Here is a 23,219-nt window from a genome sequence, read left to right as displayed (position 1 = left end):
CCCGGCTCCTGAAGAGCCGAGGCCGAGACAGGGCAGCGATCCCGCCCCTATTTGCTTGCCGGCGCTTAGCTGCGCCCGAAATGCTCCATGATTGCAGCGGCGTATTTGATGCCCTGGATATACTTATCGATGTGAATGTTCTCATCGGGGGCGTGCAGATTGCACCCCGTATTCGCAAAGCCCGTCAGCACGCAGGGGATCCAGACGTGGCGCAGGATCGCGCCCTCGGCGGAGACACCGTTGACGATGGGCGGCTCGCCATAAACCTCATGCGCGGCAGCGATGATGGCTTCGGAAATGTCTTCCTTGGCGGAGATCTTGTAGGGTTCCTCCGCCCGCTCGAAGGTGCGCACCTCGATATTGTCGAAGCCCTGCGCCTTGACGTGCTCTCGCAGCTTGCGCGCGGCCACGTCGGGCTGGATATTGGGGATCAGGCGAAAGTCCATCCGCACCCGCGCCTCTGCCGGTACGATGGTCTTGGTGCCCTTGCCGGTATAGCCGCCGGTGATGCCCTGGATATTCGCCGTCGGCTCGTAGGTCCGCGCCCTCACCGCGTCGATCCCGTCGCGGCCCTTGGCGAACTCCTTGACCCCGAGCTCGTCGCGCCAGGCGTCGAAATCGATGCGCGAGGCCTTGTCGGCGAGAAAGCCCTCATGGTCTTCGTCGGGCACATAGATGCCCTCCGCCCAGTCGGGGATGAGGATGTTGCCCTCACGGTCTTTGATCGTCGCCATGCAATGGATCAGATCCCACACCGGGTTCGGCACGAGCGGCGCGTTCAGCGAATGCACATCGGTGCGGGGGCCTTTGGCCACCAGCTCGCAGAACAGCACCGATTTCAGCCCGAGCGAGACGTCGGGCACATCGACGCCGATCTCGACACTGCCATCGAGGCAATGCATGCCGTCGGCTTCCAGCAGCTCCTTGTTCTGCTCCGCCCAGGGGCCGAGATTGGGCGAACCGATCTCTTCCTCGCCCTCGATCAGCAGCTTCAACTCAACGGGCACATCGCCGCGCACGGCGAGAAAGGCCTTGGCCGCCTTGTTGAAGGCCAGCACGCCGGATTTGTTGTCGGTCGCGCCGCGCCCGTAGAGCACACCGTCGACGATCTCTGCCGAATAGGGGCCGCCGTGCGTCCAGGCTTCGACCGGCTCCACCGGCTGCACGTCGTAATGCGAGTAGCAAAGCAGGCGCTTCTTCGACGTCGAGGACGGCACGCGCCCGAATACGACGGGCGGGCCCTCTTTCAGCTCCTGGAACTCCGCCGGCAGACCATCGCGGTGCATCATGTCGCGGATCAGGGTGGCGCACTCGCGCAGGCCGATATCCTGAGCCGAAACAGAGGGTTGCTGCACGAAGCTTTGCAGATCGGCGATGAACTCGTCGGCATGCGCGTCGATGTAATCGTAGATGGCCTGCATCTCGGGGGTGATGACGGGTGTCTCGGTCATGACGCGATCTCCTGCGATAGCGACCACGCATCGAGGCGCTGGCCCGACAGGGCCGGGTCGCGGGTTTTGGCGATATGGAGGAAGGCGGGGGCGAGCCGGTCGGGCTCGACCCATTTCGCTTTGAGCTCTGGCGGGTAGTTCGCCTCGGACATGGGCGTTTTCATATACATGCCGGGGGTGATGGTGCAGGAGAGGATGCCCGATGCTTCCCCTTCCATCGCCAGGCATTTCGACAGCCCCTCCAGCGCGTGCTTGGTGGCGCAATAGGCGCTCTCATCAGCGAAGCCTTCGATGCCGGAGCGGGAGGAGACGAAGATCAGCGCCCCGCCGCCCGCTGCCGCCATGCCCGGCCAGGCGGCATGCGCCAGCCGGTAGCCGGCGCCGATGCCGACGCCCATGGTCGCTTCCCAGAGCTCCCGCCCGGTCTCCACGAAGGGCCTAGGCCGCAGGATGGCGGCATTATGCACCAGCGTGGTGGGGGCGAAGGCGGCGACCCGCTCGGCGGCCTCGGCCTGCCCGTCCGGGCTGGCAAGGTCGCAGGTGAAGCTCTCAAGCCCCAGCTGCTCCAGCCCGTCGGCATCGCGGTCGCAAGCGAGCACAGAGGCGCCGGCAGCGGCAAAGGCCCGCGCGACCGCAGCCCCCAGCCCCTGCGCCGCACCGGTGACGACGACGCGCTGCCCCTCCAGCCCCATCACGAGGCCGCCGCCAGATCGAGGTCGATCCAGCGCCGCTCGGCGGTGGAGAGGTGAACCGCGTCGAGCACCATCTGGTTGCGCAGGCCGTCGACGAAGGTGGCGCCGCGCTGCAGCTCGCGCCCTTCGGCAATGGCGGCGCAGAGCTCGCGCAGAGCCGAGGTCACCGAGACGTTCCAGATGCCCTTATTGAGGCCCGGCAGGTCGGCCGTCGGGTCGGGCACGGTGATCTCTTCGAAGCCCGCGGTGCCGCGGGCGAACCAGAGCCGCTCGTCGGAATTCGACAGCGTGATCGTGCCTTTCGAGCCGAAGATCTGCGTCTCGTTGCCCATGTTCGCCGCCGCCACGCCCGACATGAACACCTGCGCCACGGCGCCGGAGGGCATTTGCAGCGTCAGATGCGACAGATCGTCGGCCGTCGCTGTCCAGCTCTCGCCGGTTTTCGGGTCTGTCCGGTCCGGCACCAGCGTCAGCGCCTGGCCGACGACGCTGGCCGGCTCTCCCAGCCACCAGCGCAGCATATCGACCTGATGCGAGCCGTTGGCGCCGAGCCGGCCACCACCACGCGCGGCATCCGACCACCAATCGCCCTTGGGCCGGCCGGCGGGGTCGTTCCACGACGCGCCGATATTGGTGACATTGACGTGCCGGATCTCGCCGAGGTCGCCGTTGGCGATCATCTCCTGCACGAGGGCGCGGTTGGGGTTAAAGCGCAGCTCATGGTCGAGCATGTGCAGCTTGCCGGCCGCCTTCGCCGCGCTCAGCATCGCGCGCGCTTCATCGGCAGACATCGCCGTGGGCTTTTCGCAAAGCACGTGGGCGCCCACATCCAGGGCGGCCTGCACCATCTCGGCATGGGTGTCGGTGGGCGTGGCGATCAGCACCAGATCGGGCTGCGCCTCTTGAAGCATCGCGCGCCAGTCGTCGGTGACGAGGGGAATCCCATGCGGCTCTGCCGCGGCTTTTGCGCTTTCCAGCCGGTGCGAGGCAAGCGCCACCGCCTCGGCCCCGTCGATATGGGCCAGCCCCGGCAGGTAGGCGTTGCGGGCGAAGCTCGCCCCGATGATGGCCGTACGGATCATGCCGTCTCCTCCAGATTCAGGTCGTCGTGTAGCTCCGCCATCTCGACTGGCCCGCCGCGGTGCGAAGACCGGATGCAGGCCTCGAGCATGAGGAGCGAGTTGAGATGGTCGCGGCCCGTGCACTCCGCCGGGCCGGTGCCGGTGAAGGCGCGCACCGCCATATCCAGCAGCGCGGCGGCGTCAGTGATCCACGGCTCGTGATGAGCGGTGGCGACGGGCGTGTAGCTGCCCTCGTCGCGGCGCGCGGCGCAAAGGCCGCCCATCATCTCGCGCTGAACCAGCACGCCTTCGGTGCAATCGGTGCGCCAGTCGAAATCGAGCCGGTCGACGCCGCCGGCCCAGGTACCCTGGTAGGTCAGATGCAGCCCACCCTCGAACTCGATCAGGGCAGAGACATTGGCATCGCCGCGGTACATCGACCACGACGGGTTCCAGGTGCGCGCATCGATGCGCGCGGGCTCGGCGCGGTAGACATGGCGCATCAGGTCGAAGTGATGCACCGATTGCTCCCACAGCATCGGGTGATCCATGGTAAGCGGATAGCGGTTGAGATGCGGCAGCCGCCCGTTGCGCCAGCGCTCATAGAGAAACCGGCCGAACTCGGGGGCCCCGACCCGGCGCTCATCCAGCGCGGCGCGGTAGGCGACGGTCACGGGCAGGTAGCGAAAGTTCAGCCCCACCAGCAGCATGCGCCCCGCCGCCTCGGCGAGAGCCACGAAACGCGCCGCCTCTGCCACGCTGTCGGCCAGCGGCTTCTCGGCAAGGATGTCCCAACCGGCGCCAAGACAGGCGTCGATCTGCGCCGCCCGCCCACCGGGCGGGGTGACGAGAAGCGCCGCATCGGCCTCTGCGATGCGGGCAAGCCCGGCGGCATCCTCCGCCAGAGCCGCCTGGGGGAAAGCTGCGCGCGCCGCATCCCGCGCCTCGGGCGAAGGATCGGCGAGACCGGTCACGACGACGCCCGGATGCGCGCCCAGCACCCGCAGCCAGGTGCGCGCCCGGGCCCCAAGGCCAATGACGACGACCCGCAGCATCACGCCACCACCCCGGCCAGGCTGAGGCGCCTAAGCCCCTCGGCCACCGGCGTCCAGGCGATATCACTAAGCGGACTGGCGCGCAGCGAGCCCATGGGCGGGCGAAGCGGGCCGGGCGCGAAGTCACGCTCCGCGCCCGGCGCCACCAGCGCCGCCATATCGGCATCGGCCATAGCGGGCGGGGTGCCGGCGTGGATCGTGCCGGCGGACATCTGCGGCAAATGCTCGACCGTGCGCACCAGCCCGTCCGACAGGTCCGGCAGCCAGGCCCAGTCGCGCAGCGCGCCCTCGATACCGCTGATCGGCACGCCCGCCGCGGCCTCAGCCGCCATGCGGTGCGGCAGGCTGCGATGCGGGCGTGAGGCGCGCGTTCTCTCGCGGGGGCCGAAGATATTGCCGAGCCGCACCGAGAGCGTGGCGAACCCCGTCTCTGCCGCAGCAAACGTGATCTCTTCGCCGGCGCGCTTGGCGGCGGCATAGGGCCCCTGCCCGGTCGGCGCGACATCCTCGGTCAGGCGGCTCTGGCCCACCCCGTCGGCCCGAGCGAACACGCCGGTCGAGCTGAGGAAGAGGAATGCGCGCGCCCCCCCTGCCCGCGCCTCTTCCAGCGCCCGGATCGTCAAGCTCATGTTTGCCGCCAGATGCGCCGCTGCTGTAATCCCCATCGTCTCGGGCGCGCCGGTCAGGGCGGCGCCGTGCACGACGGCGTCCGGGCGCAGCGAGGCGATGGCGCCCTCTTGCTCCAGCAGATCGCAAGTCACCTGCTCGATCCCCGGCTCGGCCCCATCGAAGGCGCGGTCAAGCGCACTGACCTGCCAGCCACGCGCCGCGAAGGCCCGCGACAGCGCCGCGCAGACAAAGCCGCCCGCTCCGGTGATCGCGACATGGCGCATCAGGCCGGCGGGCCCATCTGGGCGGCGGCGACAGCCTTGAGCACGCCCTCTCCACCCGGATCGGCGGCCACGAAAGGCGGGCGCACGCGCGCAAATCCTGCGTCGCCCCGCTGAACGGCAACCGCAGCTTTGATCGAGGGAATGAGCGGCAGCCCTTCGAAAATCGAGCGCACCGTTGAGACCTGCGCCAGCGCCGCTGCCTCGCCGTCCTTGCCCAGCGCGTCGATAAGCGCGCGGATGCCGGCGGGGTTCACATTGGCTGAGGCGCTGATGCAGCCGGCCCCGCCCGTCGCGACATTCTGCGGGATCAGCGATTCAGAGGCGGAATAGATGTCGAGCGCCGGGAAGGCCTCAATCAGGGCGCGGGTATTTTCCCAATCGCCAGAGCTGTCCTTCAGGCCGGCGATGACGCTGCCGAAGCGCCCGGTCAGCACCTCGATCAGGCCCGCCGTGATGGGCACGCCCGACATCTGCGGGATGTGGTAGAGATAGACGCTGAGGCCCTCGGCCCCCGCGCCCTCGATGGCGCGCGAAAAGACGTCGGCCACCCCCGCCTCCGGCACGCCCTTGTAGTAGAACGGCGGCAACATCAGCGCCCCCCGGCAACCCGCTTCTCTTGCATGGCGGGTCAGCGTGATCGTGTCGGGCAGCGCGGCGCAGCCGGTGCCGGGGATGATGCGGGAGGGGTCTATGCCGCCGGCAATCAATGCTTCGAGCCCCGCGATCCGCTCGGCCACGCTCAGTGAATTGGCCTCGCTGGTGGTGCCGAAGGGGGCCAGGCCATGGGCGCCGGCCTCAAGCAGCGCCAGCGCGTGATCGACCAGCCGGCCGGTATCGACAGACAGATCCTCGGCGAAGGGCGTGATGGCGGGAACGTAGAGCTCGGGGAGCTTGGTCATGGCTGGCCTTCGATCAAGGTGAGCGGCGGGATTGTTCGAAACTCGTCATCGGCGCGCGGGCCACCCCGCCACATGAGCACGGCGAAATGCCCGACCTGGTCGAACGAGGTCGCGCCCATGTGCCAGGTGCCGGGGCGGTAGACGACGCCGCGCGTGCCCGGCACGAGAAAGGCCTGCGCCCGCTCCGGCAGCGGCGCGCCGTTTTCTGCCGACGGCATGACGAGCACCGCGTAGCGCGCGACATCGAGCGGCAGAAACACTTGCGCGGCATGCGGATGACGCTCGATCAGATCGCAGGTCAGCGGCAGTTGCGAATGCATGACCCGATTGGTGTGCAGCACCGGCGCCGACTGGCCGGGCGGCGGGTCAAAATGGGCGGAGTAGAAATGGCGGCGATCTCCCTCGGCCGGGGGGTCGATGAACTCGCCGAAGGGAGCAAAACTCACCGGGTCTGGCGGCAACAGGCGGAGAGCCGGCAGACTCATGTGGCAGCCGCCCCCGTGCCGCTCGCCGCGCCAGACATCTCGACCCAGGCGTTGGCGATGGTCTCGCGGCCGGCAATCCAGACGTCATCGGCGCCCGCGATATGATCGAGAAAACGCGTCAGCCCCGAAAGCCGGCCCGGATGGCCGATGATGCGGCTATGCAGGCCGACGTTCATCATCCTTGCGCGGCCTGCACTTTCGGCGCGCAGCACGTCGAAGGTGTCGATGAGCATGTCGGCGAAATCGGCCGGGCGATAGACGTCGCCCGACAGAAACTTGGCGTCGTTGGTCACCAGCGAATAGGGCAGCACCAGATGCGACTTGCCGGCGACGTCGGTCCAATAGGGCAGCTCGTCGTTATAGGCGTCGCTGTCGTAGCGATAGCCGCCGTGGGCCGCCACCAGCTCGCGGGTGTGCAGCGAGGGCGCGTAGCGGCAGTACCAGCCGGCAGGGGCGCGGCCCGTGCTGGCCTTGATGCTGTCCCATGCCCGGGCGATGTGCTCCCCCTCGGTCTTGCGGTCGAGCAGGTAGTGCTCGACCCACCGGTAACCGTGGGCGCAAATATCCCAATCGGTAGCGGCAATGGCGGCAGCGATATCGGGGGCCCGTTCCAGCGACTGGGCGGCGGCGAAGATCGTCAGCGGCAGGCCGCGCTCGCGGAACAGATCGTGGATGCGCCAGAAGCCGACGCGCTGGCCGTATTCGTACATCGACTCGGCGGCGAGATCGCGCTCTCCGGTCGGCACGCGCGGCGCGCGAACCTCCAAAAGAGCGCCCTCGGAGCGGCTGTCGCCATGCTCATGCGCATACTCCGACCCCTCCTCAACGTTGAGGACGAAGTTCACCGCCAGCCCGGCCCCGCCCGGCCAGCGATAGGCGGGCGGCTTGGCGCCGTATCCGCGAAAGTCGCGTTCCATCATGCGGCTCCTTTGGGCTGGTCCCGCCTAGTCACGGGGCCCCTCCACCTTGTTGAAGAAGCAGCACCAATCGCCCTCTTGCACATTGGCGAGCGCGCGCAGGCCGAAGAACATGCCGTCGGCGGGCGCTTCGAGCGCGCCGACCTCGTCGCCCCAGACGTCGACGATGCGGGCGATGGGGTCGCCCTTCTTCATCATGGTCAGGAACTGCACGCCCTCTGCCGGCAGGAAGATGCCAGAGGCCGGGGCCAGCAGCGCCTCTTGCGCGCCCTTCCAGCAGGGGTCGGGATAGACGGCCTCGCCCTCCAGCATTCCGTAGTGACGGCAGATGTTGACGATGGACTTGGCAAGCTCGTCAGCCACCCAGCGGAATTTCTCGGGCGAGGTCGCCGAGCGCCCGCCAAGTTCGACGGTGATCGCGGTGCCGCCGTTCTGGTTGAGCATCGCCATCGGGCTGCCGGTCTTGGAGAAGTTCGACATGATGCAGCCCCAGCCCTTGCCCATGGCCTTGGCGAGTTCGACGCTTTCGGCGCGCTCGTCGCAGAAGATCGCCTTGTCGAGGAAGCTGTGCGCGCCGCCCGAATGGATCGAGATTTCCAGATCGGCGACGTCCTTCATCGCCGTCCAATGCGCATGGGCCACGCGGTCGGTGTAGTAGCCATCGGGCTTGCCCGGGTAGCAGCGGTTCATGTCGTAGGTGAAGGTATCGAGCGGGTTGCCGCGCTCCATCGCCGAGAAGGCCATCGGGTTGACCACCGGCACCAGCACCACGGCGCCCTGCAGGGCGGAGGCATCGATCCGCTCCTGCGCCAGATGGCAGGCGCGCGGGCCTTCGGGCTCGTCGCCGTGGATGGCGCCGTTGACCCAGAAGGTCTTGCCCGGCCCGGCGCCGTTGATGACGATCACGGGGATCTTCACCTCGATGCCGCCGGCCAGCGTGCCGACCTCGATATGGCCGCGGGCGACCTCGCCGGGGGCCGCCGTGGCCGTGCCGACGCTCAGGCTCTCATTGGCTGCCGTGCTCATACCGCTTCCGCCCCGCCTTCTTCCCAGGCTTTGAGCTGCTCGGGCGTGTAGACCTGCATGAACTCGATCTCGATGCCGCCGGCATCGTTGTCGAGGAAGGCCACCCAGCCTTCGGGATGGGCATGGCTGCCGGTCTTCTTGCAGGCCTTGCACTCGCGCAAGCTCGCGCCCTGCGCCTGCGCGTGCGCCAGCGCGGCGTCGATATCATCGACCGCGTAGCAGATGTGGTGCAGCCCCTCGGCGCCGCGCTCCTTGATCCAGGCGTCGAAGCGCCCGCCCTCTTCGGTCGACTGGCAGAGCTGGTACTCGATGCCGCCAAGATAGAAGAGCGCGACCTTGTTGCCCGATTTGGGGAAGAGCGTGATCTCGGTGTCGGTCGGCACATGGAGGTACTTGGAATAGGCCTCCAGAGCGGCCTCGGCATCTTTCACGGCGAAGGCCATGTGCTTGATGCCCTGAACGTTGGGGTTGTCACTTCGCATGGGGGTCTCCTGCTAAGGGGAAATTACTCTGCCGGGGCTTCGGCTTTGGCTTCGGCGCGAATGGCGTCGACGACGGCGGTCATGCGCGCCATTGCCTCTTCGATGCGGGGGACCGGCTGGGTCATCGACATGCGGACGAAATCGTCCGTGTGATCGCCGTAGATCGTGCCGGGGTACATCATCACCCGGCCCTCGGCCAAAAGCCGTTCACAGAAGGCGCCCGCGCCGATGCCGAGGCCCAGCGAGGCCACATCGGCATAGACGTAGAAGCCGCCCTGCGGCTCGGCATAGCTCATGCCCATGGCTCCGAGGCCCTTGAGCATGGCCTTGCGGCGGGCGTCGTACTCGGCCCGCATCTCGTCGACGCAATCCTGCGGGCCGGTGGCGGCGGCGAGGGCGGCGTGCTGGCTGACGCCGGCGACGGAGATTGCGAAGGCGTGGTTGATCTCGGTCATCGGGGTGATGAGATCTTTCGGCCCGGCCAGATAGCCGATCCGCCAGCCGGTCATCGCATAGGCTTTCGAGAAGCCCGACAGCGTGATGGTCCGCTCGCGCATGCCCGGCAGGGCGGCGACGGATTGCACCCGGTTGTTGCCGAAGGTGAGCCGCGAATAGATCTCGTCGGAGATGACGATGAGGTCATGCTCTGCCGCCAGCTCGGCAATCTTCGCCACCTCGTCGGGCGGCGTGACGGTGCCCGTGGGGTTGTTGGGGTTGATCAGCACGAGGATCTTCGAGCGCTCGGTGATATGCGGGCGGATCATCTCGGCCGTCAGGGTGAAGTTCGTCTCCATCCCCATCGGCACCTGCACCACCTTGGCATCCGACAATTCGGCCGCCTGACCGTAGGGGTTGTAGCCCGGGCATGGCACGATGATCTCGTCGCCGGGGTTCAGAAGCGTCAGCGCGATCACGAACATGCCGTGCTGCCCGCCCGGGGTGACGAGGATCTCGTCGGCGGCATAATCGGCGCCGCCATATTGCTTGATTTGCGCCGCGATCGCCTCGCGCAGGGGCTGGATGCCGGCGGGATGCGTGTAATGCGTGGCGCCGCTGCCCAGCGCCTCCTGCCCGGCCTTGACGATATGCTCCGGCGTGTCGAGGTCGGGATCGCCCCGGCCGAGCTTGATCACATCGTCGAGTCCGTCGGCGATGTTGAGCATCCGGGTGATCAGATGCTCCTCCGACAGCTTCACGCGCGATGCGAGACGGTGGGTATTGCTCATGTCGTCCTCCCCCCGGGGCTCAGGCCGAAAGGCCGTAGATTTCGGAAAATTTCGCCGTCAGGTGGCGCAGATAGGGCTCTGGATCGAGCGTCCGGCCCGTGGCCCGCTCCAGCAGCTCGTCGCGCCCGAAACGGCGGCCATGCCGGCAGACCTTGTCGTCGAGCCAGCCCTTGAGCGGCGCGTAATCGGCGGCGTCGAGCGCGTCCTTGATGGCGGGCTGCTCCTGCAGCGCCGTCTCGAAAAGCTGGGCGGCCATGACATTGCCGATGGTGTAGTTGCAGAAGGTGCCGATCTGGCCGGAGGACCAGTGCACATCCTGCAGCACGCCCTGCGCGTCGTCGGGCACGTCGACGCCGAGGCTGCTTTTCATCTCGGCGTTCCAGGCCGCCGGCAGATCATCGACCTCCAGCGTGCCGTCGACCAGCCGCCGCTCGATGTCGACGCGCAGCATGATGTGGAAATCATAGGTCAGCTCATCCGATTCAACGCGGATCAGCGAGGGATGCGAACGGTTGATGGCGCGGTAGAATTCCTCGGCATCCACATCGTCGAGCGTGCCGGGATAGGCCGCCTGCAGCTCGGCGAAATGGTTGCGCCAGAAGGCGCGCGAGCGCCCGACGTGGTTCTCCCACAGCCGCGACTGGCTTTCATGCGCGCCAAAGCTGACGCCCGAGACGGCATAGAGGCCGACCAGATCCGTTGCCAGCGGCGTGCGCACATAGGCCGGGTCGGCCCCCTGCTCGTACATGGCATGGCCGGTCTCATGCAGTGCCCCGAAGAGCGACATCGGCATGTACTTTGGGTTCACCCGCGTGGTGATGCGCACGTCGTTGCGGGTGAAGCTGATCTCGAACGGATGCACGGTGGTGTCGAGGCGGCCCCGGTTCAGGTCGTAGCCCAGGCGTTCGGCCATTTTCAGCGCGAAGGCCATCTGGCGTTCGGGCGGGTATTCGCGGGTGATGAAATCAGAGCGCGGCTGCTCGGCCTGCGCGATCTTGTCGACCAGCGGCTGCATGCCCTCGCGCAGGCGGGCGAAGAGCGGAAGCAGCTCTTTCGTCATGGTGCCGGGCTCGAAGCGGTACATGAGCGCGTCATAGGGGTGATCGTCGTAGCCAATGGCCTCGGCCATCTCGCGGCTGACGGCGACGATATCCTTCAGCGCCGGCGCGAAGATCGAGAAATCGGCCTTCTCGCGGGCCTCGGCCCAGCTGTCGTGGCCGATGCCGCTGAGCTCGGTCTTGCGGCGCAGCAGTTCGGCCGGGATGCGCTCGTGATACTCGATGGCCTCGCGCACCTGCGCCACCATGCGGGCCTCGGGGTCGGCATCGTCGCGGCCCTGCACCTCGGCCTCGGCCCCGTCCAGCGCGCGCTTCATCTCGTCAGAGCAAAGCAGGTCGCGGGCGGCGACGGTGAGCGTGGCGAGCTGCTTGGCGCGCGTCGTGCTGCCGCCATGCGGCATCATCGTGCGTGCATCCCAGGACAGCACGGAGCTGGCGTTCAGCAGGTCGTTCACCTGACCTGAGAGGGTCAGCATCCGGTCGAGGCTCATCGGGCGGCTCCTTCGTCATTTCCTGTCGTCTCTGCGGGGGGCTGCCGCCAGCGGCGCTTGACAGGCCGGATCGGGCATGGTTCCCATTCCTCGCAGAATGTCGACAATCTACTGGTGTCAATGTCCCGGAAGGTTGTCAACCGCAAAGCCGGGCGAAACCGGCAGGAGGATCGCCCCAGCATGGCGGAGCCAGCGACCAATGAGACAAGCCTCGTCACCATGGCCGTTGCCGGATCGGTAACGACCCCTTCGGTGCGGCCGGGCCAGTATATCCCGCATCCCGACGGGCGCGCGACGGTGCTGCCCGGCATGTTCGGCGTGACCTACAACGTGCGCTGCGGCGATCGCGCCTTCGGCTGGGCGGGCGACCATGTCGAACCCGGCGTTTCGATCGACGACGATGCCGACAGCGGCCGCCACCACGCGCTGCATTACCTCACCTGCATCGGCAACGATTGCGTCGTGACCTCTGGTATGGCGACCGGCGCACGCGGTGTGGTGATCGGCGAGCATGCCCGCATCCTGTGCCAGTTCGACGACAAGACGCACCGCCTTATCGCCCCCGGCGACCGTATCCAGATCATGACCCAGGGGCGCGGGCTGGCCTTTGATGATCTTCCGGGCATCGAGATGAAGAAGATGTCTCCCCGCCTGTTCCATGCCATGGGCCTCGACGTGCAGGACGGCCGCCTGCAGGTGCGCGTGGCGATGGAGCTGCCGATCCGCATCATGGGCTCGGGCGCCGAGCTCAATGCCGAATATGTCGATCAGGATCTGATGAGCGGCGACCGCGCGCTGATGGCCGATCTGGGCATCGACAAGATGCGCCTCGGCGATCTCATCGCCATCCGCCATGCCGACCATCACTTCGGCCGGTCGTACCGGGAGGGCGCCGTCTCGATCGCGCTGTGTATCCACGGCGATTCCGTCATGACAGGCCATGGCCCCGGCATCCTGACCCTTATCACCGCGCGCGAGGGCAGCATCGATTTCAGCATCGACCCCGCCGCCAACATCTCTGATCTCATGAAACTTGGAGCCGCCCAATGAGCGCCGCCCCCAATGTCGCCACCAACGCCGCCGACGTCGTCGCCGTCTCTGCACAGGGCCGCGTCGCCAACCCCGCCTTCTCCGGCCTGCCGGCAGAACCCTACCGGCTGGACGCAGACGGCAAGGCCTTCCTGTGGCCGACCTTCGGCGGCATCGTCTACAACGTCAGCATCGGCGACAGCGCCTTCGGCTGGTCGGGCGATTGCGTGCATCCCTCGGTGAGCATCGCCCATCCCGATGCCAACAAGAACCGCGGTCTCAATGTCTTTGCCTGCGTCGGCAACCGCGCCATGGTGACCAGCGGCGCCGCCAAGGGCGCCACCGGCACCGTCACCGGCAAATCGGGGCGCTTCTCCGACCAGGTGATCGTGCATTTCGACCTGCCCACGCGCGAAAAGATGGCGGTGGATGACAGCGTCACCGTGATGGCCGAGGGCGTGGGTCTCGCCCTGCCCGATCACCCTGCCGTCGCGATCAAGTCCCTCTCGCCTGCCCTCTTCGACGCCCTGCCGAAACGCGTGGAGGACGGCGCGCTGAAGATCGGTGTCGTCGCCACCGTGCCGCCCCACATGGTCGGCGCCGGCGCCGGGCTGACCTCCGAAGGCGGCTCGCTGCACATGCAATCGACCGACCGGGCGGAGCTGGCCGCGCATGGGCTGGACAATCTGCGCCTCGGCGACGTCGTCGCCATTGCCGACACCGACAGCCGCTACAACCACGGCTATCTGCGCGGCGCGATGTCGATCGGGATCGTCGGCCAGACCGACGGCCCCCGCGCCGGCTACGGCCCCGGCATGACCATCGTGATGACCGCCCCCGGCGGCGCGCTGGGCTGCTTCGAGGCGCCCGGCACCAACATCGCCGACCTTCTGGAGCTGCGCCCATGACCACCGAGAATACCCCCGCCCGCGCCACCGCGATGACGAATGTCGAGAAGGAGAGCCTGCGCGCCTTCGTCACCGAGGGCTTCGAAAAGCTGGGACTGACGCCGGAAGATGCCGCGATCTTCGCCGGGGCGCTGATCTTCTCCGAGCTGCGCTTCCATCCCGGCCAGGGCCAGGGCGTCATGCGCCTGCGCCGCTATCAGGAGCGGATCGGCAATGGCGAGGTCGACCCCCGCGCCGGCTGGACCGTGCTGAAAGAGGCGCCCAGCCTCGCGCTGGTCGACGCGCATAACGGCATCGGCACCGTGGCCGCGGCCAAGGCGATGCGGCTGGCGGTGAAGAAGGCCAAGGAAAACGGCATCTGCACGGTCGTGGTGCGCAATTCCACCCATTACGGCTCCTCCGCCGTGCACGCCTGTCAGGCGCTGGAAGAGGGCTGCATCGGCATCGCCTTCACCAATGCCGGCCCGGAGATGGCCCCCTGGGGCGGGCGCGAGGGCGTGACCGGCACCAACCCGTGGTCGATCGCCGCCCCGTCCGACAAGGGCTTTCCCACCGTGCTCGACATCGCCCTGACCACCGCGGGCAAGGGCATGATGAACTGGTACGTCAAAGAGGGGAAGAAGATGCCCCTCGATTGGGCCCTGACCCCCGACGGCGAGGAAACCGACGACCCGGCGGCGGCGCTGAAAGGCCCCCTGCTCGCCATCGGCGGCCACAAGGGCTACGGGCTGGCCTTCATGACCGAGGCGCTGACGGGCGTGCTCTCGGGCGGCGGCTTTGGCCTGACGCCCTATGCCGACCCGAGCAAGCTCGACGTCAGCCACATGTTCACGGCCATCGACATCTCCTGGTTCATGGAGCCGGAGGACTACGCCGCCCGCATGGGCGAGTTCGTCGACATGGCAAAGAGCCGCGCGCTGCGCCCCGGCTTTGACGAGATCATGGTGCCCGGCGAGCAGGAAGCCCGGCGCGAGGCGGCAAAATCGGAAAACGGCGTGCCGGTGGCCGATGCGGTGCTGGAAGATTTCGCGCGCCTCAAGTCAGAGCTGGGCATCAAGGCCGAGTTGACCACGCTGGGCGCCTATCGCGGCGACATCCTGTGAGCCTCGCCCCGCTGGCCCCGGCCTTTCACGCCGCCGCCCGCGAGCGCCTGCGCGCGCGGGCAGAGCGGGCCGGGCTCGACGGGCTGCTGCTGACGCGCGCCTCCAACATCGCCTATGCCACGGGGCTGTTCCTGTCGGCCAACGAGCGCCCGATGGCGGTCTGGCTGCCGGTCGCGGGCGCGCCGATCCTGTTCATGCCGGGGCTGGAGCGCGAGAATGCCGAGGGCACCGGCATCGCCGATCTGCGCCTTTACGAGGAATTCCCCGGCGAGGTGCCGCCGTTCTTGTGGATGCTGGGCGAGATCGGGCGGCTTCGGCTCGGCATCGACGCGCTGGAGGCCCGGCTGCTCGATGCGGCGCGCGAAGCCACCGCCGCGCTCGACCTGCGCGATCACGCCATGCTCGAGCGGACGGTAAAGCACCCCGAAGAGCTGGCCCTGATCCGCGAGGCGGCCTCCTTCGCCGATCTGTTCCTGCACCGCCTGCACGAGGCCGGCGCCGATATCGTGCGCCAGGGCGGCACCGAGCAGGATCTGATGGCCGACGCCATGGCCCATGCCAAGGGCGCGCTGACGGCCAAGCACCGCGACGCCTTCGCCGGCACGCCCATGGGCATCACCGCCTCGGTCCATTCCGGGCCCCGCGCCGCCCTGCCCCATGGCGCGGTTCTGCCGCGCGTGCCGCAGCCCGGCGACACCCTGATCGCCGGCATCGGCGCCTCGCTGGGCGGCTACCACGCCGAAAGCGGCGCCACCTGGACGATGGGCGCGCCCTCGCCCGACCAGACCCGCGTGATGGCGGCGATGCAGGCCTGCGACCTCGCCGCCCAAGAGGCCCTTCATGCCCGCCTGCCCTGCGCCGCCATCAACCGCGCCGCTCTGGGCGCCCTGCACGATGCCGGCCTTGGTGCCGCGATCCGCCACCGCATCGGTCATGGGATGGGGCTGGAGGGGCACGAGGCCCCGTGGCTCGCGCCGGGCGACGAGACGGGCACCGCCACCGGCATGGTCTTTTCCTCCGAGCCCGGCGTCTACCGCCCCGGCCTCGACGGCTACCGCACCATCAACACCCTGATCGCGGCGGACGAGGCCACCGAGGTGCCCTCCCGCTTTCAATCCGACATTCCCATCGCCGCGCGCGTCATCGCGCTTTGATCCCCGAGGAGAGACGACATGCCCGAACCAGCCGCCTGGCACTACCAGAAGATCACCAAGCGCATGTTCGACGCCCCCGCCGTCGACCGCCTGCTGATGGGCCGCGTCATCACCGCTGTCGGTGACGAGGTGATCGAAGATGGCGCTGTTCATATCAAAGGCGGCAAGATCGCCTGGGTCGGCGCCCGGGCAGACGCCCCCGATGTGGCTGATACGGTCGAGACGGGCGGCACGATCATGCCCGGCATGATGAACTCGCACGCGCATCTGTCGTGGGACGGCATCCATGAGCTGAGCCAGCAGTCGATGTACGATGCCCCCGAGATCCGCGCCTACAAGGCGGCGGGCAACATGCTGAAAAGCCTGCAGGCCGGCATCACGCTGGTGCGCGATCTGGGCGTGCATGACGCCAACCTCTTCACCAAGCAGGCCGTGGCGCAGGGCATCTTCCCCGGCCCCCGGCTGCTCGTCTCCGGCGAGAGCATCATCCAGACCGGCGGCCATACCTACTGGGTCTGCCGCGAGGCCAGCGGTGCCGACGAGATGCGCCGCGCCGTCCGCGAGCAGGTGAAGCGCGGGGCTGACCTCATCAAGATCATGGCCTGCCACGACACGCTCGAATTCACCGATGACGAGCTTGCCGCCGTGATCGACGAGGCGCATCGCAACCGCCTGCCGATCACCGCCCATGCCACCTTCGATGCCTGCATCGCCCGCGTGGCCGAGTTCGGCGTCGATTGCATCGAGCACGGCGGCGCCATGTCGGACGAGACGATTCGGCTTTTGCTCGACAGGAAGCTGCCCATCGTCACCACCTTCTCGGCGCTGGTCATCCAGGCCGATCCCGAGATCGCCCGCGCCTTCGGCATCCCCGAATGGAAGATCGAAGAGCGGCAGAAGGCGGTGGCCGACAAATCCCGCTTCGACGGGCTGCTGCGCGCGGCGAAGGCCGGCGTGCCCATCGTCTTCGGCACCGATGCCGGCAGCCCCGCCGTCGAGCATGACCGCATCGTGCCGGAGCTCAATTTCATGGTCGAGGTCGGCGTCTGCCCCGACAACCTCGACGCCCTGCGCGCCATCACGGCGCGGGCGGCGGTGCTCAACGGCTTCGGCGACACGCTTGGCACGCTGGAGGCCGGCAAGCTGGCCGATGTCATCGTCGTCGATGGCAAGCCCGACGAAGACCTCGGCGCGCTGGAGCGCGTCAGCCAGACCTATATCGACGGAAAGAGGATGCACTGATGTCCCTGCTTCATGACCGCCTCGCCCCCCGCATCGTCGAAGAAGACGGCGCCTTCCGCACCAAGATGCTGAGCATCGCCGCCGAGATGGACGATGTCATCGCGCTCGGCCGGGGCGACCCCGATTTTCACACGCCGCAGCATATCGTCGACGCCGCCAAGGCCGCGCTCGACGCCAATGCCCACCACTACACCGGCCCGACCGGCCTGCCCCAGTTGCGCGCGGCCATCGCGGGCAACCTGCGCGCTGACTACGGGCTCGACTACAGCGCCGATGAGATCGTGGTGACGGCGGGCGTGCAGGAAAGCATCATGCTGCTGATGCTGGGCCTCTGCGCACCGGGCGACGAGGTGCTGATCACCTCGCCCCGCTTCACCACCTATGACACCGCCGTGCATCTGTGCGGCGGCACGCCGATCCCGGTGCCGACCTATCTGAAGGACGATTTCGCCCTCGATCCGGCCGAGATCGAGGCGCGCATCACAGACAAGACCCGCATGTTCGTGCTCGTCAGCCCGAACAATCCCACCGGCGCGGTGACACCGCCCGAGGTGATCCGCCAGATCGCGGACTTGGCCGTGAAGCACGACATCCTCATCGTCGCCGACGAGATCTATGCCAAGCTCATCTACGACGGCCATGAGCACCTCTCCATCGCCACCCTGCCGGGCATGAAGGTGCGGACAATCACGCTCAACGGGTTTTCCAAGACCTACGCCATGACCGGCTGGCGCGTCGGCTACATGGCTGCGCCGCTCGACTTCGTCGAGAAGGTGACAGAGCCGCGGCACACGCTGTCGATCAACACCTGCACCATCAGCCAGCACGCCGCCCTCGCCGCGCTGACCGGCCCGCAGGACGCGATGGACCAGATGTTCGCCGATTACGCCGAACGGCGCGACTGGCTGACCGGCGCGCTCGACGCTGCCGGTCTGCGCTACGGCGCGCCGGGCGGCGCCTTCTACGTCTATACCGACATCTCCTCCACCGGCATGAAGGCCAAACCCTTCTGCGAGGCGCTGCTGCGCGAGACCGGCGTCATGGTCTTCCCCGGCGACATGTTCGGCGAGGAGGATAGCGACTTCATCCGCATCTCTTACCTGCAACCGCTGCCGATGATCCGCGAGGCGATGGAGCGCATCTCGGCTTTCGTCGCCAAGGCGAAGGAGGCGGCATGATGGAGTTCGCCAAGCCCGACCCCGCCGAGAAATTCGTCGGCATCCAGGTCTCGCCCATTTCCTTCATCGACGAGGGCGTCGACACCGTGCTCGACACGCTGAAAGAGCGCGTCGGTGTCAATGTGCTGATGCTGGGCACCGTGTCGTGGCTGGGGCTGAAGACCGGGCGGTCGATCAGCCACAAACTCGACGGCTGGCCCGACCATGGCGTGCCGGAGCCCTTCACCATGAAGGGCGGCGCCTATTTCAACCCCGACCCGAAGTTCTACGCCAACACGATGATCAAGGACTTCCGGGCCACCGACCCCGAGATGGAGGGCGTCGATATCCTCGACCTCGTCATCCCCGAGGCGCACAAGCGCGGCATGAAGGTCTTCCCCGAGCTGATGGAGCCCTTCTTCAAATATGCCGGCCACGGCAGCGCCAACACCATCGAAGTGCCGAACCTGCCGCAGGTGATGGAGATCGACTGCTTCGGCCGCATAAAGGACGAGCCCTCGACCTCCAACCCCGAGTACCGCACCTGGATGCTCTCGATGATCGAGGATCAGGTACGGCGCTACGATATCGACGGGCTGATGTGGTGCAACGAGCGCAACTCGCCCTTGGATCAGTGCATCCAGGGTCAGGCGCCCGGCGACTTCTCGGAAGCGACGCTGGATGAAGCGCGCCGCCGGGGCATCGATACCGAAGGCTGCCGCCGGGGGATGATGGCGCTCTACGAGTATTGCCAAGCCGCCCGCTCCGGCGAGGCATTCGACGATGGCGCCTTCATCGAGTTCCTGCGCACCTTGATGCGCCACCCCGAAATATTGATCTGGGAGCGCTTCTGGCTGGAGCGCAACAAGGATCTCGACCGCGAGATCTTCGGGCTGGTGAAATGGTGCAAGCCGGGCCTCTCCTTCGGGCTCAACGTCTGGAACCGCAACCATTTCAACATCTTCCGCCGCGCCCAATGGCCGTGGGACGAGCAGACGATGTATGCCGACTGGGTCAAGCCGATCACCTATCAGCATCAGTCGGGCGAGATCTGGCACAAGGAATTCGGCTTCCTGCACCAATCGATCCTGCGCGACTTCGACGCGGGCGAGGCCGCCGCGGTGATGTCGAAGATGCTGGGCCTCGGCGCGCCGCCGCTGGCGAGCGCCGTGCAGGAGGGGATGGACCCCGACATCTATGTCGGCGGGCAATGCGCCGACGCGCTGCGCGGCGTGCACGGCAAGGCGAAGGTGTTCATGGGCCTCGGCATCGACGCGCCGCGCGTGCGCGAAGACCAAGCGGTCTGCACGCCCGACATCGCCTATCGTTCGGTCATGGCGACCTACCGCGCCGGCGGGCATGGCGTGGTGCTGTCGCCGAATTATGCCTCGATGAAGCTGACCAACCTCGATGGCGTCGCCAAGGCGCTGGAAGAGCTGGGCCTGAAATGACCGATCTTGTCATCGCGGGCGGCGATGTGCTGCTGCCGGACGGGCTGTCGCGGGTGGATGTGTCGGTGGCGGGCGGGCGCGTGCAGGGGTTGCACGCCCCCGGCACAGCGCCGCAGGCGGCAGAGGTGATGGATGCCAGCGGGTTGACCGTTCTGCCCGGCCTCGTCGACATCCACTTCCATGTCCGCGCCCCGGCCTACCCCGAGCGCGGCACGGTTCTGTCCGAGACACGGGCGGCGGCGGCGGGCGGGGTCACGACGCTGTTCGAGATGCCGATCAGCAAGCCTTGCTGCGCCACGCCCGAGATCTTCGAGGATCGCCGCGCCCATTTCGCCGAACATGCCGTCATCGATTTCGGCCTCTATGCCGCGCCGGGCGACCTGACGGAAGCGACGCGCGACCGCTTTCTCGACGCGGGCGCCATCGCCTTCAAGATCTTCACCACCCCTGCCCCGCCGGGCCGGGCCGACGAGTTCGGCGGGCTCGCCTTCCCGGGCGAGGCCGACCAGCTGCGGGCGCTGGAGCTTCTGGCCGGCACCGGGCGGCCCGTCGTGGTGCATGCCGAAAGCGCCTCGCTGCTCGATCATTTCGAGGCGCGGGCGCGGGCCGAGCTCGACCCCACCTCGGGCTACACCCACAACGCCGCGCGCCCGTCGGTTTGCGAAAGCGTCGCGGTCGCCAAGCTGCTGGCGATGAACATCCGCGCCGGGGCGAAGCTCCATATCGCCCATGTCACCAGCGCCGAGACGGTGGCCGTGCTGCGCGCCTTCGCCGGCACGTCGGACTTCACCGCCGAGACCTGCCCGCAATACCTCTTTGCCACTGAAGACGACGTCGACCGCGCCGGCGTCTTCGCCAAGGTGAACCCGCCGATCCGCTCTCAGGCCGATCAGGCCGCGCTGTGGCAGGCGATCGCCGACGGCATCATCACCCATGTCACCACCGACCACGCGCCCTTCTCCTTCGCCGAGAAAAACGCGGCGGCGGGCGATTTCTTCGCCGCGCCGCCGGGCAGCCCGGGGATCGAGACGATGCTGCCGGCCATGCTGGATGCGGTCAGTGCCGGGCGGCTGTCGCTGAAGCAGGCGCATGACCTCTGCTGCGCCAATGGCGCGCGGCTCTACGGGCTGGCCCCGCGCAAGGGCACCCTGCTTCCCGGCGCCGATGCCGACATGGCACTGGTCGATCTGGCCGGCACCACCGATGTGCGGCTCGGCGGCCTCGTAAGCCATGCCCGCGATGTGGCGCATCTGTGGGATGGCCGCAGCTTTCGCGGCCGCGTTGCGCGCACCCTGCTGGCGGGCAAGACGGTCTGGAACGGGACGGATGTCACCGGCGTCGAGGGCGGCGGCCGCTTCGTGCGCCCCTAGCCTCTGCTTTCGATCCAGACAAAAAACGGGGGCCAGAGCGGCCCCCGTTCTTCGTTGTCGCCTACTCTCGCCGTACCTGCGCCTCAGCCGCGCTCTTTGAGCCGGGGGTCGAGGAAGTCGCGCAGCCAGTCGCCGATGATGTTGAAGGCCAGCACGACGAACACGATCGCCAGCCCCGGGAACACCGCCATCCACCATTTGTTGCTGAGCAGGTGGTCGCGGCTCTCCGACAGCATGGAGCCCCAGGTCGGCACATCCGGCGGCACGCCGAGGCCGAGGAACGACAGCGCGGCCTCCGACAGGATCACGCTGGCCACGTTGAACGAGGCGATCACGGTCAGCGGCGCCACCATATTGGGCAGAATGGTGCGGAAGAGGATCGACGCCGTGCCGTCGCCCATCGCTCGCGCGGCCTCGACATATTCCTTCTCGCGCAGCGACAGCGTCTGCGCCCGCACGATGCGCGCATAGGTGATCCACTGCCCGATGCCGAGAACCAGGATGATGTTCATCAGCCCCGGCCCCAGAACGACGAGGAACATGATCGCCAGCAGGATGAACGGAAAGGCGAGCTGGATATCGCCCAGCCGCATGATCACATCGTCGACCCAGCCGCGGAAATAGCCCGAGACGAGCCCGAGGAAGGTGCCCAGCGTGCCGCCGACGAGGATCGAGGCAATGCCCACCGTCAGCGACACCCGCGCCCCGTAGAGCAGCCGGCTCAGCACATCGCGGCCCAGCTGGTCGGAGCCCAGCCAGTAGACGGCCCCGTTCGCGCCTTCTGCGCCCGGCTCGAGCAGGCGGGCCATGATGTTCTGGCGATTGGGGTCGAACGGCGCCAGCCAGGGGCCGAAGATCGCGACGAAGACCGCGATCACCAGCACGATCAGTCCCACCAGCGCCCAGCGGCTGGCCACGAGACTGCGCATCGCGCGCGCCATCTCGCGGCGCCGGTAGCTTCGCGCCGGAGCGGGCGCTTGCAGATCGAGCCGCGCCTCGCTGTCGATATTCGCCATGTGCGGCGCCCCTTTCTTTAGAGTTTCACACGCGGGTCGAGCCGCGAGTAGATCAGGTCAACGATCAGGTTCAGCGCGATGAAAACCAGCGCCAGCAGGATCACAGAGGCCTGTACCACCGGGATGTCGCGCTGGTTGATCGCGTTGAACACCAGCCGCCCAATGCCGGGATAGGAGAACACCGTCTCCACCACGACGACGCCGCCGAGAAGGAAGCCAAACTCCAGCCCGATCATCGTCACCACCGGCAGCCAGGCGTTGCGCAGGGCATGATGAATAATGACCTGCCGCTCCATAATGCCTTTGGATCGAGCAGTTCGCACAAAATCCTGGCTGAGAACTTCCAGCATGGAGGAGCGAATCAGCCGGGCATTACGGGCCAGGGTGTAAGAGCCAACCGCGATGGCGGGCATGATCATGTGGTAAAGACTGCCCGGCAGGTTGCCAAAGGCCTCACGCAGATCGCCTTGGAACAGCGGCACGAGGAAGGGCACATGCCCCGAGATCGGCAGCCAGCCCAAGTACAGGCCGAAGAACATGATCATCATGATGCCCATCCAGAAATTCGGGATGGATTGGCCGAGCATGGCGAAGGTCATGATCGCACCGTCAGCCGGGGTGCCGCGCTTCAGGGCCGAATAGATGCCGAGCGGGATGGACAGCGCGATGGCAACGAGCAGCGAGAAGAAGGTCAGCTCGATCGTGGCCGGCATCGCCTCCAGCACCACGCCCATCGCGGGCTGGCGGTAGCTGAGCGAATTGCCGAAATCGAGATGAGCAGCGTCCCATATGTAATTGAGATACTGCATATAAAGCGGCGCATCGAAGCCCAGCGCCTCTCGGGCGCGCTGGATCTCTTCAGCGCTCGCGTTCTCGGAGACGAACAGATAGGTCGGGTCGCCCCCCATCTGCAGCGAGATGAAACTGATCAGCGTCACCCCGATGATGACGATGAGACTTTGCCAGAGGCGGCGGATCAGGAAATTCCACATGTTGCGTCAGCCCGATTTTCGGGCGCCGGCAACGCATAGATGGGCGGGGCGGTCGGTCACG

General features: G+C 67.4%; 22 protein-coding genes. 8 read left to right on the top strand and 14 right to left on the bottom strand.

The genetic code is table 11. The features are described 5' to 3' along the window. Positions 1 to 65: 65 nt before the first annotated feature. Genes ACXN5S_RS10360 through ACXN5S_RS10305 form a run of 12 tightly spaced genes read right to left on the bottom strand, consistent with a single transcriptional unit; the run spans position 66 to position 11,736 of the window. Positions 66 to 1,451 (bottom strand): M20/M25/M40 family metallo-hydrolase, encoded by a 1,386-nt coding sequence (locus ACXN5S_RS10360; RefSeq protein ID WP_458605355.1) that lies wholly within the window; start codon positions 1,449 to 1,451, stop codon positions 66 to 68. Next, entirely contained in the window at positions 1,448 to 2,143 is a 696-nt protein-coding gene (locus tag ACXN5S_RS10355; protein WP_458605354.1) for an SDR family NAD(P)-dependent oxidoreductase, read from the bottom strand. The genes ACXN5S_RS10360 and ACXN5S_RS10355 overlap by 4 nt, the downstream gene beginning before the upstream one ends. Further along, complete coding sequence (locus ACXN5S_RS10350) at positions 2,143 to 3,225, bottom strand: Gfo/Idh/MocA family protein (RefSeq protein ID WP_458605353.1); 1,083 nt, start codon at positions 3,223 to 3,225, stop codon at positions 2,143 to 2,145. Before ACXN5S_RS10350 ends, ACXN5S_RS10355 begins: the two co-directional genes overlap by 1 nt. Next, positions 3,222 to 4,259, bottom strand: coding sequence for a Gfo/Idh/MocA family protein (locus ACXN5S_RS10345; RefSeq protein ID WP_458605352.1), 1,038 nt, complete (start codon positions 4,257 to 4,259; stop codon positions 3,222 to 3,224). The genes ACXN5S_RS10350 and ACXN5S_RS10345 overlap by 4 nt, the downstream gene beginning before the upstream one ends. Continuing rightward, positions 4,259 to 5,152 (bottom strand): NAD-dependent epimerase/dehydratase family protein, encoded by an 894-nt coding sequence (locus tag ACXN5S_RS10340; protein WP_458605351.1) that lies wholly within the window; start codon positions 5,150 to 5,152, stop codon positions 4,259 to 4,261. The genes ACXN5S_RS10345 and ACXN5S_RS10340 overlap by 1 nt, the downstream gene beginning before the upstream one ends. Continuing rightward, positions 5,152 to 6,051, bottom strand: a complete 900-nt coding sequence (locus ACXN5S_RS10335) for a dihydrodipicolinate synthase family protein (RefSeq protein WP_458605350.1) — start codon at positions 6,049 to 6,051, stop codon at positions 5,152 to 5,154. Before ACXN5S_RS10335 ends, ACXN5S_RS10340 begins: the two co-directional genes overlap by 1 nt. Beyond that, positions 6,048 to 6,536: an ureidoglycolate lyase gene (locus ACXN5S_RS10330; RefSeq protein ID WP_458605349.1), complete on the bottom strand. Its 489-nt coding sequence runs from the start codon at positions 6,534 to 6,536 to the stop codon at positions 6,048 to 6,050. The genes ACXN5S_RS10335 and ACXN5S_RS10330 overlap by 4 nt, the downstream gene beginning before the upstream one ends. Continuing rightward, entirely contained in the window at positions 6,533 to 7,453 is a 921-nt protein-coding gene (locus tag ACXN5S_RS10325) for a polysaccharide deacetylase family protein (protein WP_458605348.1), read from the bottom strand. Before ACXN5S_RS10325 ends, ACXN5S_RS10330 begins: the two co-directional genes overlap by 4 nt. Before the next feature lie 27 nt (positions 7,454 to 7,480). After that, positions 7,481 to 8,479: a succinylglutamate desuccinylase/aspartoacylase family protein gene (locus ACXN5S_RS10320; RefSeq protein WP_458605347.1), complete on the bottom strand. Its 999-nt coding sequence runs from the start codon at positions 8,477 to 8,479 to the stop codon at positions 7,481 to 7,483. After that, the gene (locus tag ACXN5S_RS10315; protein ID WP_458605346.1) at positions 8,476 to 8,961 is read right to left on the bottom strand and encodes a VOC family protein; all 486 of its coding nucleotides are present in this window, start codon (positions 8,959 to 8,961) and stop codon (positions 8,476 to 8,478) included. The genes ACXN5S_RS10320 and ACXN5S_RS10315 overlap by 4 nt, the downstream gene beginning before the upstream one ends. A gap of 23 nt (positions 8,962 to 8,984) precedes the next feature. Continuing rightward, complete coding sequence (locus tag ACXN5S_RS10310) at positions 8,985 to 10,187, bottom strand: pyridoxal phosphate-dependent aminotransferase (RefSeq protein ID WP_458605345.1); 1,203 nt, start codon at positions 10,185 to 10,187, stop codon at positions 8,985 to 8,987. A gap of 19 nt (positions 10,188 to 10,206) precedes the next feature. Then, complete coding sequence (locus ACXN5S_RS10305; protein WP_458605344.1) at positions 10,207 to 11,736, bottom strand: carboxypeptidase M32; 1,530 nt, start codon at positions 11,734 to 11,736, stop codon at positions 10,207 to 10,209. 180 nt (positions 11,737 to 11,916) lie between these two features. Between ACXN5S_RS10305 and ACXN5S_RS10300 the strand changes: the two genes are divergently transcribed. Genes ACXN5S_RS10300 through ACXN5S_RS10265 form a run of 8 tightly spaced genes read left to right on the top strand, consistent with a single transcriptional unit; the run spans position 11,917 to position 21,150 of the window. Next, entirely contained in the window at positions 11,917 to 12,786 is an 870-nt protein-coding gene (locus tag ACXN5S_RS10300; RefSeq protein WP_458605343.1) for a DUF4438 domain-containing protein, read from the top strand. Continuing rightward, positions 12,783 to 13,673: a DUF4438 domain-containing protein gene (locus ACXN5S_RS10295; RefSeq protein WP_458605342.1), complete on the top strand. Its 891-nt coding sequence runs from the start codon at positions 12,783 to 12,785 to the stop codon at positions 13,671 to 13,673. The genes ACXN5S_RS10300 and ACXN5S_RS10295 overlap by 4 nt, the downstream gene beginning before the upstream one ends. After that, positions 13,670 to 14,776, top strand: coding sequence for an Ldh family oxidoreductase (locus tag ACXN5S_RS10290; protein ID WP_458605341.1), 1,107 nt, complete (start codon positions 13,670 to 13,672; stop codon positions 14,774 to 14,776). The genes ACXN5S_RS10295 and ACXN5S_RS10290 overlap by 4 nt, the downstream gene beginning before the upstream one ends. Then, entirely contained in the window at positions 14,773 to 15,930 is a 1,158-nt protein-coding gene (locus ACXN5S_RS10285) for a M24 family metallopeptidase (protein WP_458605340.1), read from the top strand. Before ACXN5S_RS10290 ends, ACXN5S_RS10285 begins: the two co-directional genes overlap by 4 nt. 18 nt (positions 15,931 to 15,948) lie before the next feature. After that, entirely contained in the window at positions 15,949 to 17,172 is a 1,224-nt protein-coding gene (locus tag ACXN5S_RS10280) for an amidohydrolase family protein (RefSeq protein WP_458605339.1), read from the top strand. Then, positions 17,172 to 18,350, top strand: coding sequence for a pyridoxal phosphate-dependent aminotransferase (locus tag ACXN5S_RS10275; RefSeq protein WP_458605338.1), 1,179 nt, complete (start codon positions 17,172 to 17,174; stop codon positions 18,348 to 18,350). Before ACXN5S_RS10280 ends, ACXN5S_RS10275 begins: the two co-directional genes overlap by 1 nt. Further along, the gene (locus tag ACXN5S_RS10270; protein ID WP_458605337.1) at positions 18,347 to 19,780 is read left to right on the top strand and encodes a hypothetical protein; all 1,434 of its coding nucleotides are present in this window, start codon (positions 18,347 to 18,349) and stop codon (positions 19,778 to 19,780) included. Before ACXN5S_RS10275 ends, ACXN5S_RS10270 begins: the two co-directional genes overlap by 4 nt. Next, positions 19,777 to 21,150: a dihydroorotase gene (locus ACXN5S_RS10265; RefSeq protein ID WP_458605336.1), complete on the top strand. Its 1,374-nt coding sequence runs from the start codon at positions 19,777 to 19,779 to the stop codon at positions 21,148 to 21,150. Before ACXN5S_RS10270 ends, ACXN5S_RS10265 begins: the two co-directional genes overlap by 4 nt. An 83-nt stretch (positions 21,151 to 21,233) precedes the next feature. Here ACXN5S_RS10265 and ACXN5S_RS10260 read toward each other — a convergent pair whose 3' ends face one another. Continuing rightward, positions 21,234 to 22,166, bottom strand: coding sequence for an ABC transporter permease (locus ACXN5S_RS10260; RefSeq protein WP_458605335.1), 933 nt, complete (start codon positions 22,164 to 22,166; stop codon positions 21,234 to 21,236). Positions 22,167 to 22,183: 17 nt separating this feature from the next. After that, positions 22,184 to 23,158 carry an ABC transporter permease gene (locus ACXN5S_RS10255; RefSeq protein WP_458605334.1) on the bottom strand — a complete coding sequence of 325 codons (975 nt, stop codon included), beginning with the start codon at positions 23,156 to 23,158 and terminating at the stop codon, positions 22,184 to 22,186. Positions 23,159 to 23,219 lie beyond the last annotated feature (61 nt).

It is taken from the genome of Pseudoroseicyclus sp. H15, from assembly GCF_054353345.1.
The sequence above is the reverse complement of the archived record's forward strand: the minus strand, read 5'-3'. Positions and strand labels throughout refer to the sequence as shown.

Coding starts and splice junctions, on each gene's coding strand:
- ACXN5S_RS10360 (WP_458605355.1), bottom strand. CDS start 1,451: ATGACCGAGACACCCGTCATCACCCCCGAGATGCAGGCCATCTACGAT.
- ACXN5S_RS10355 (WP_458605354.1), bottom strand. CDS start 2,143: ATGGGGCTGGAGGGGCAGCGCGTCGTCGTCACCGGTGCGGCGCAGGGG.
- ACXN5S_RS10350 (WP_458605353.1), bottom strand. CDS start 3,225: ATGATCCGTACGGCCATCATCGGGGCGAGCTTCGCCCGCAACGCCTAC.
- ACXN5S_RS10345 (WP_458605352.1), bottom strand. CDS start 4,259: ATGCTGCGGGTCGTCGTCATTGGCCTTGGGGCCCGGGCGCGCACCTGG.
- ACXN5S_RS10340 (WP_458605351.1), bottom strand. CDS start 5,152: ATGCGCCATGTCGCGATCACCGGAGCGGGCGGCTTTGTCTGCGCGGCG.
- ACXN5S_RS10335 (WP_458605350.1), bottom strand. CDS start 6,051: ATGACCAAGCTCCCCGAGCTCTACGTTCCCGCCATCACGCCCTTCGCC.
- ACXN5S_RS10330 (WP_458605349.1), bottom strand. CDS start 6,536: ATGAGTCTGCCGGCTCTCCGCCTGTTGCCGCCAGACCCGGTGAGTTTT.
- ACXN5S_RS10325 (WP_458605348.1), bottom strand. CDS start 7,453: ATGGAACGCGACTTTCGCGGATACGGCGCCAAGCCGCCCGCCTATCGC.
- ACXN5S_RS10320 (WP_458605347.1), bottom strand. CDS start 8,479: ATGAGCACGGCAGCCAATGAGAGCCTGAGCGTCGGCACGGCCACGGCG.
- ACXN5S_RS10315 (WP_458605346.1), bottom strand. CDS start 8,961: ATGCGAAGTGACAACCCCAACGTTCAGGGCATCAAGCACATGGCCTTC.
- ACXN5S_RS10310 (WP_458605345.1), bottom strand. CDS start 10,187: ATGAGCAATACCCACCGTCTCGCATCGCGCGTGAAGCTGTCGGAGGAG.
- ACXN5S_RS10305 (WP_458605344.1), bottom strand. CDS start 11,736: ATGAGCCTCGACCGGATGCTGACCCTCTCAGGTCAGGTGAACGACCTG.
- ACXN5S_RS10300 (WP_458605343.1), top strand. CDS start 11,917: ATGGCGGAGCCAGCGACCAATGAGACAAGCCTCGTCACCATGGCCGTT.
- ACXN5S_RS10295 (WP_458605342.1), top strand. CDS start 12,783: ATGAGCGCCGCCCCCAATGTCGCCACCAACGCCGCCGACGTCGTCGCC.
- ACXN5S_RS10290 (WP_458605341.1), top strand. CDS start 13,670: ATGACCACCGAGAATACCCCCGCCCGCGCCACCGCGATGACGAATGTC.
- ACXN5S_RS10280 (WP_458605339.1), top strand. CDS start 15,949: ATGCCCGAACCAGCCGCCTGGCACTACCAGAAGATCACCAAGCGCATG.
- ACXN5S_RS10275 (WP_458605338.1), top strand. CDS start 17,172: ATGTCCCTGCTTCATGACCGCCTCGCCCCCCGCATCGTCGAAGAAGAC.
- ACXN5S_RS10270 (WP_458605337.1), top strand. CDS start 18,347: ATGATGGAGTTCGCCAAGCCCGACCCCGCCGAGAAATTCGTCGGCATC.
- ACXN5S_RS10265 (WP_458605336.1), top strand. CDS start 19,777: ATGACCGATCTTGTCATCGCGGGCGGCGATGTGCTGCTGCCGGACGGG.
- ACXN5S_RS10260 (WP_458605335.1), bottom strand. CDS start 22,166: ATGGCGAATATCGACAGCGAGGCGCGGCTCGATCTGCAAGCGCCCGCT.
- ACXN5S_RS10255 (WP_458605334.1), bottom strand. CDS start 23,158: ATGTGGAATTTCCTGATCCGCCGCCTCTGGCAAAGTCTCATCGTCATC.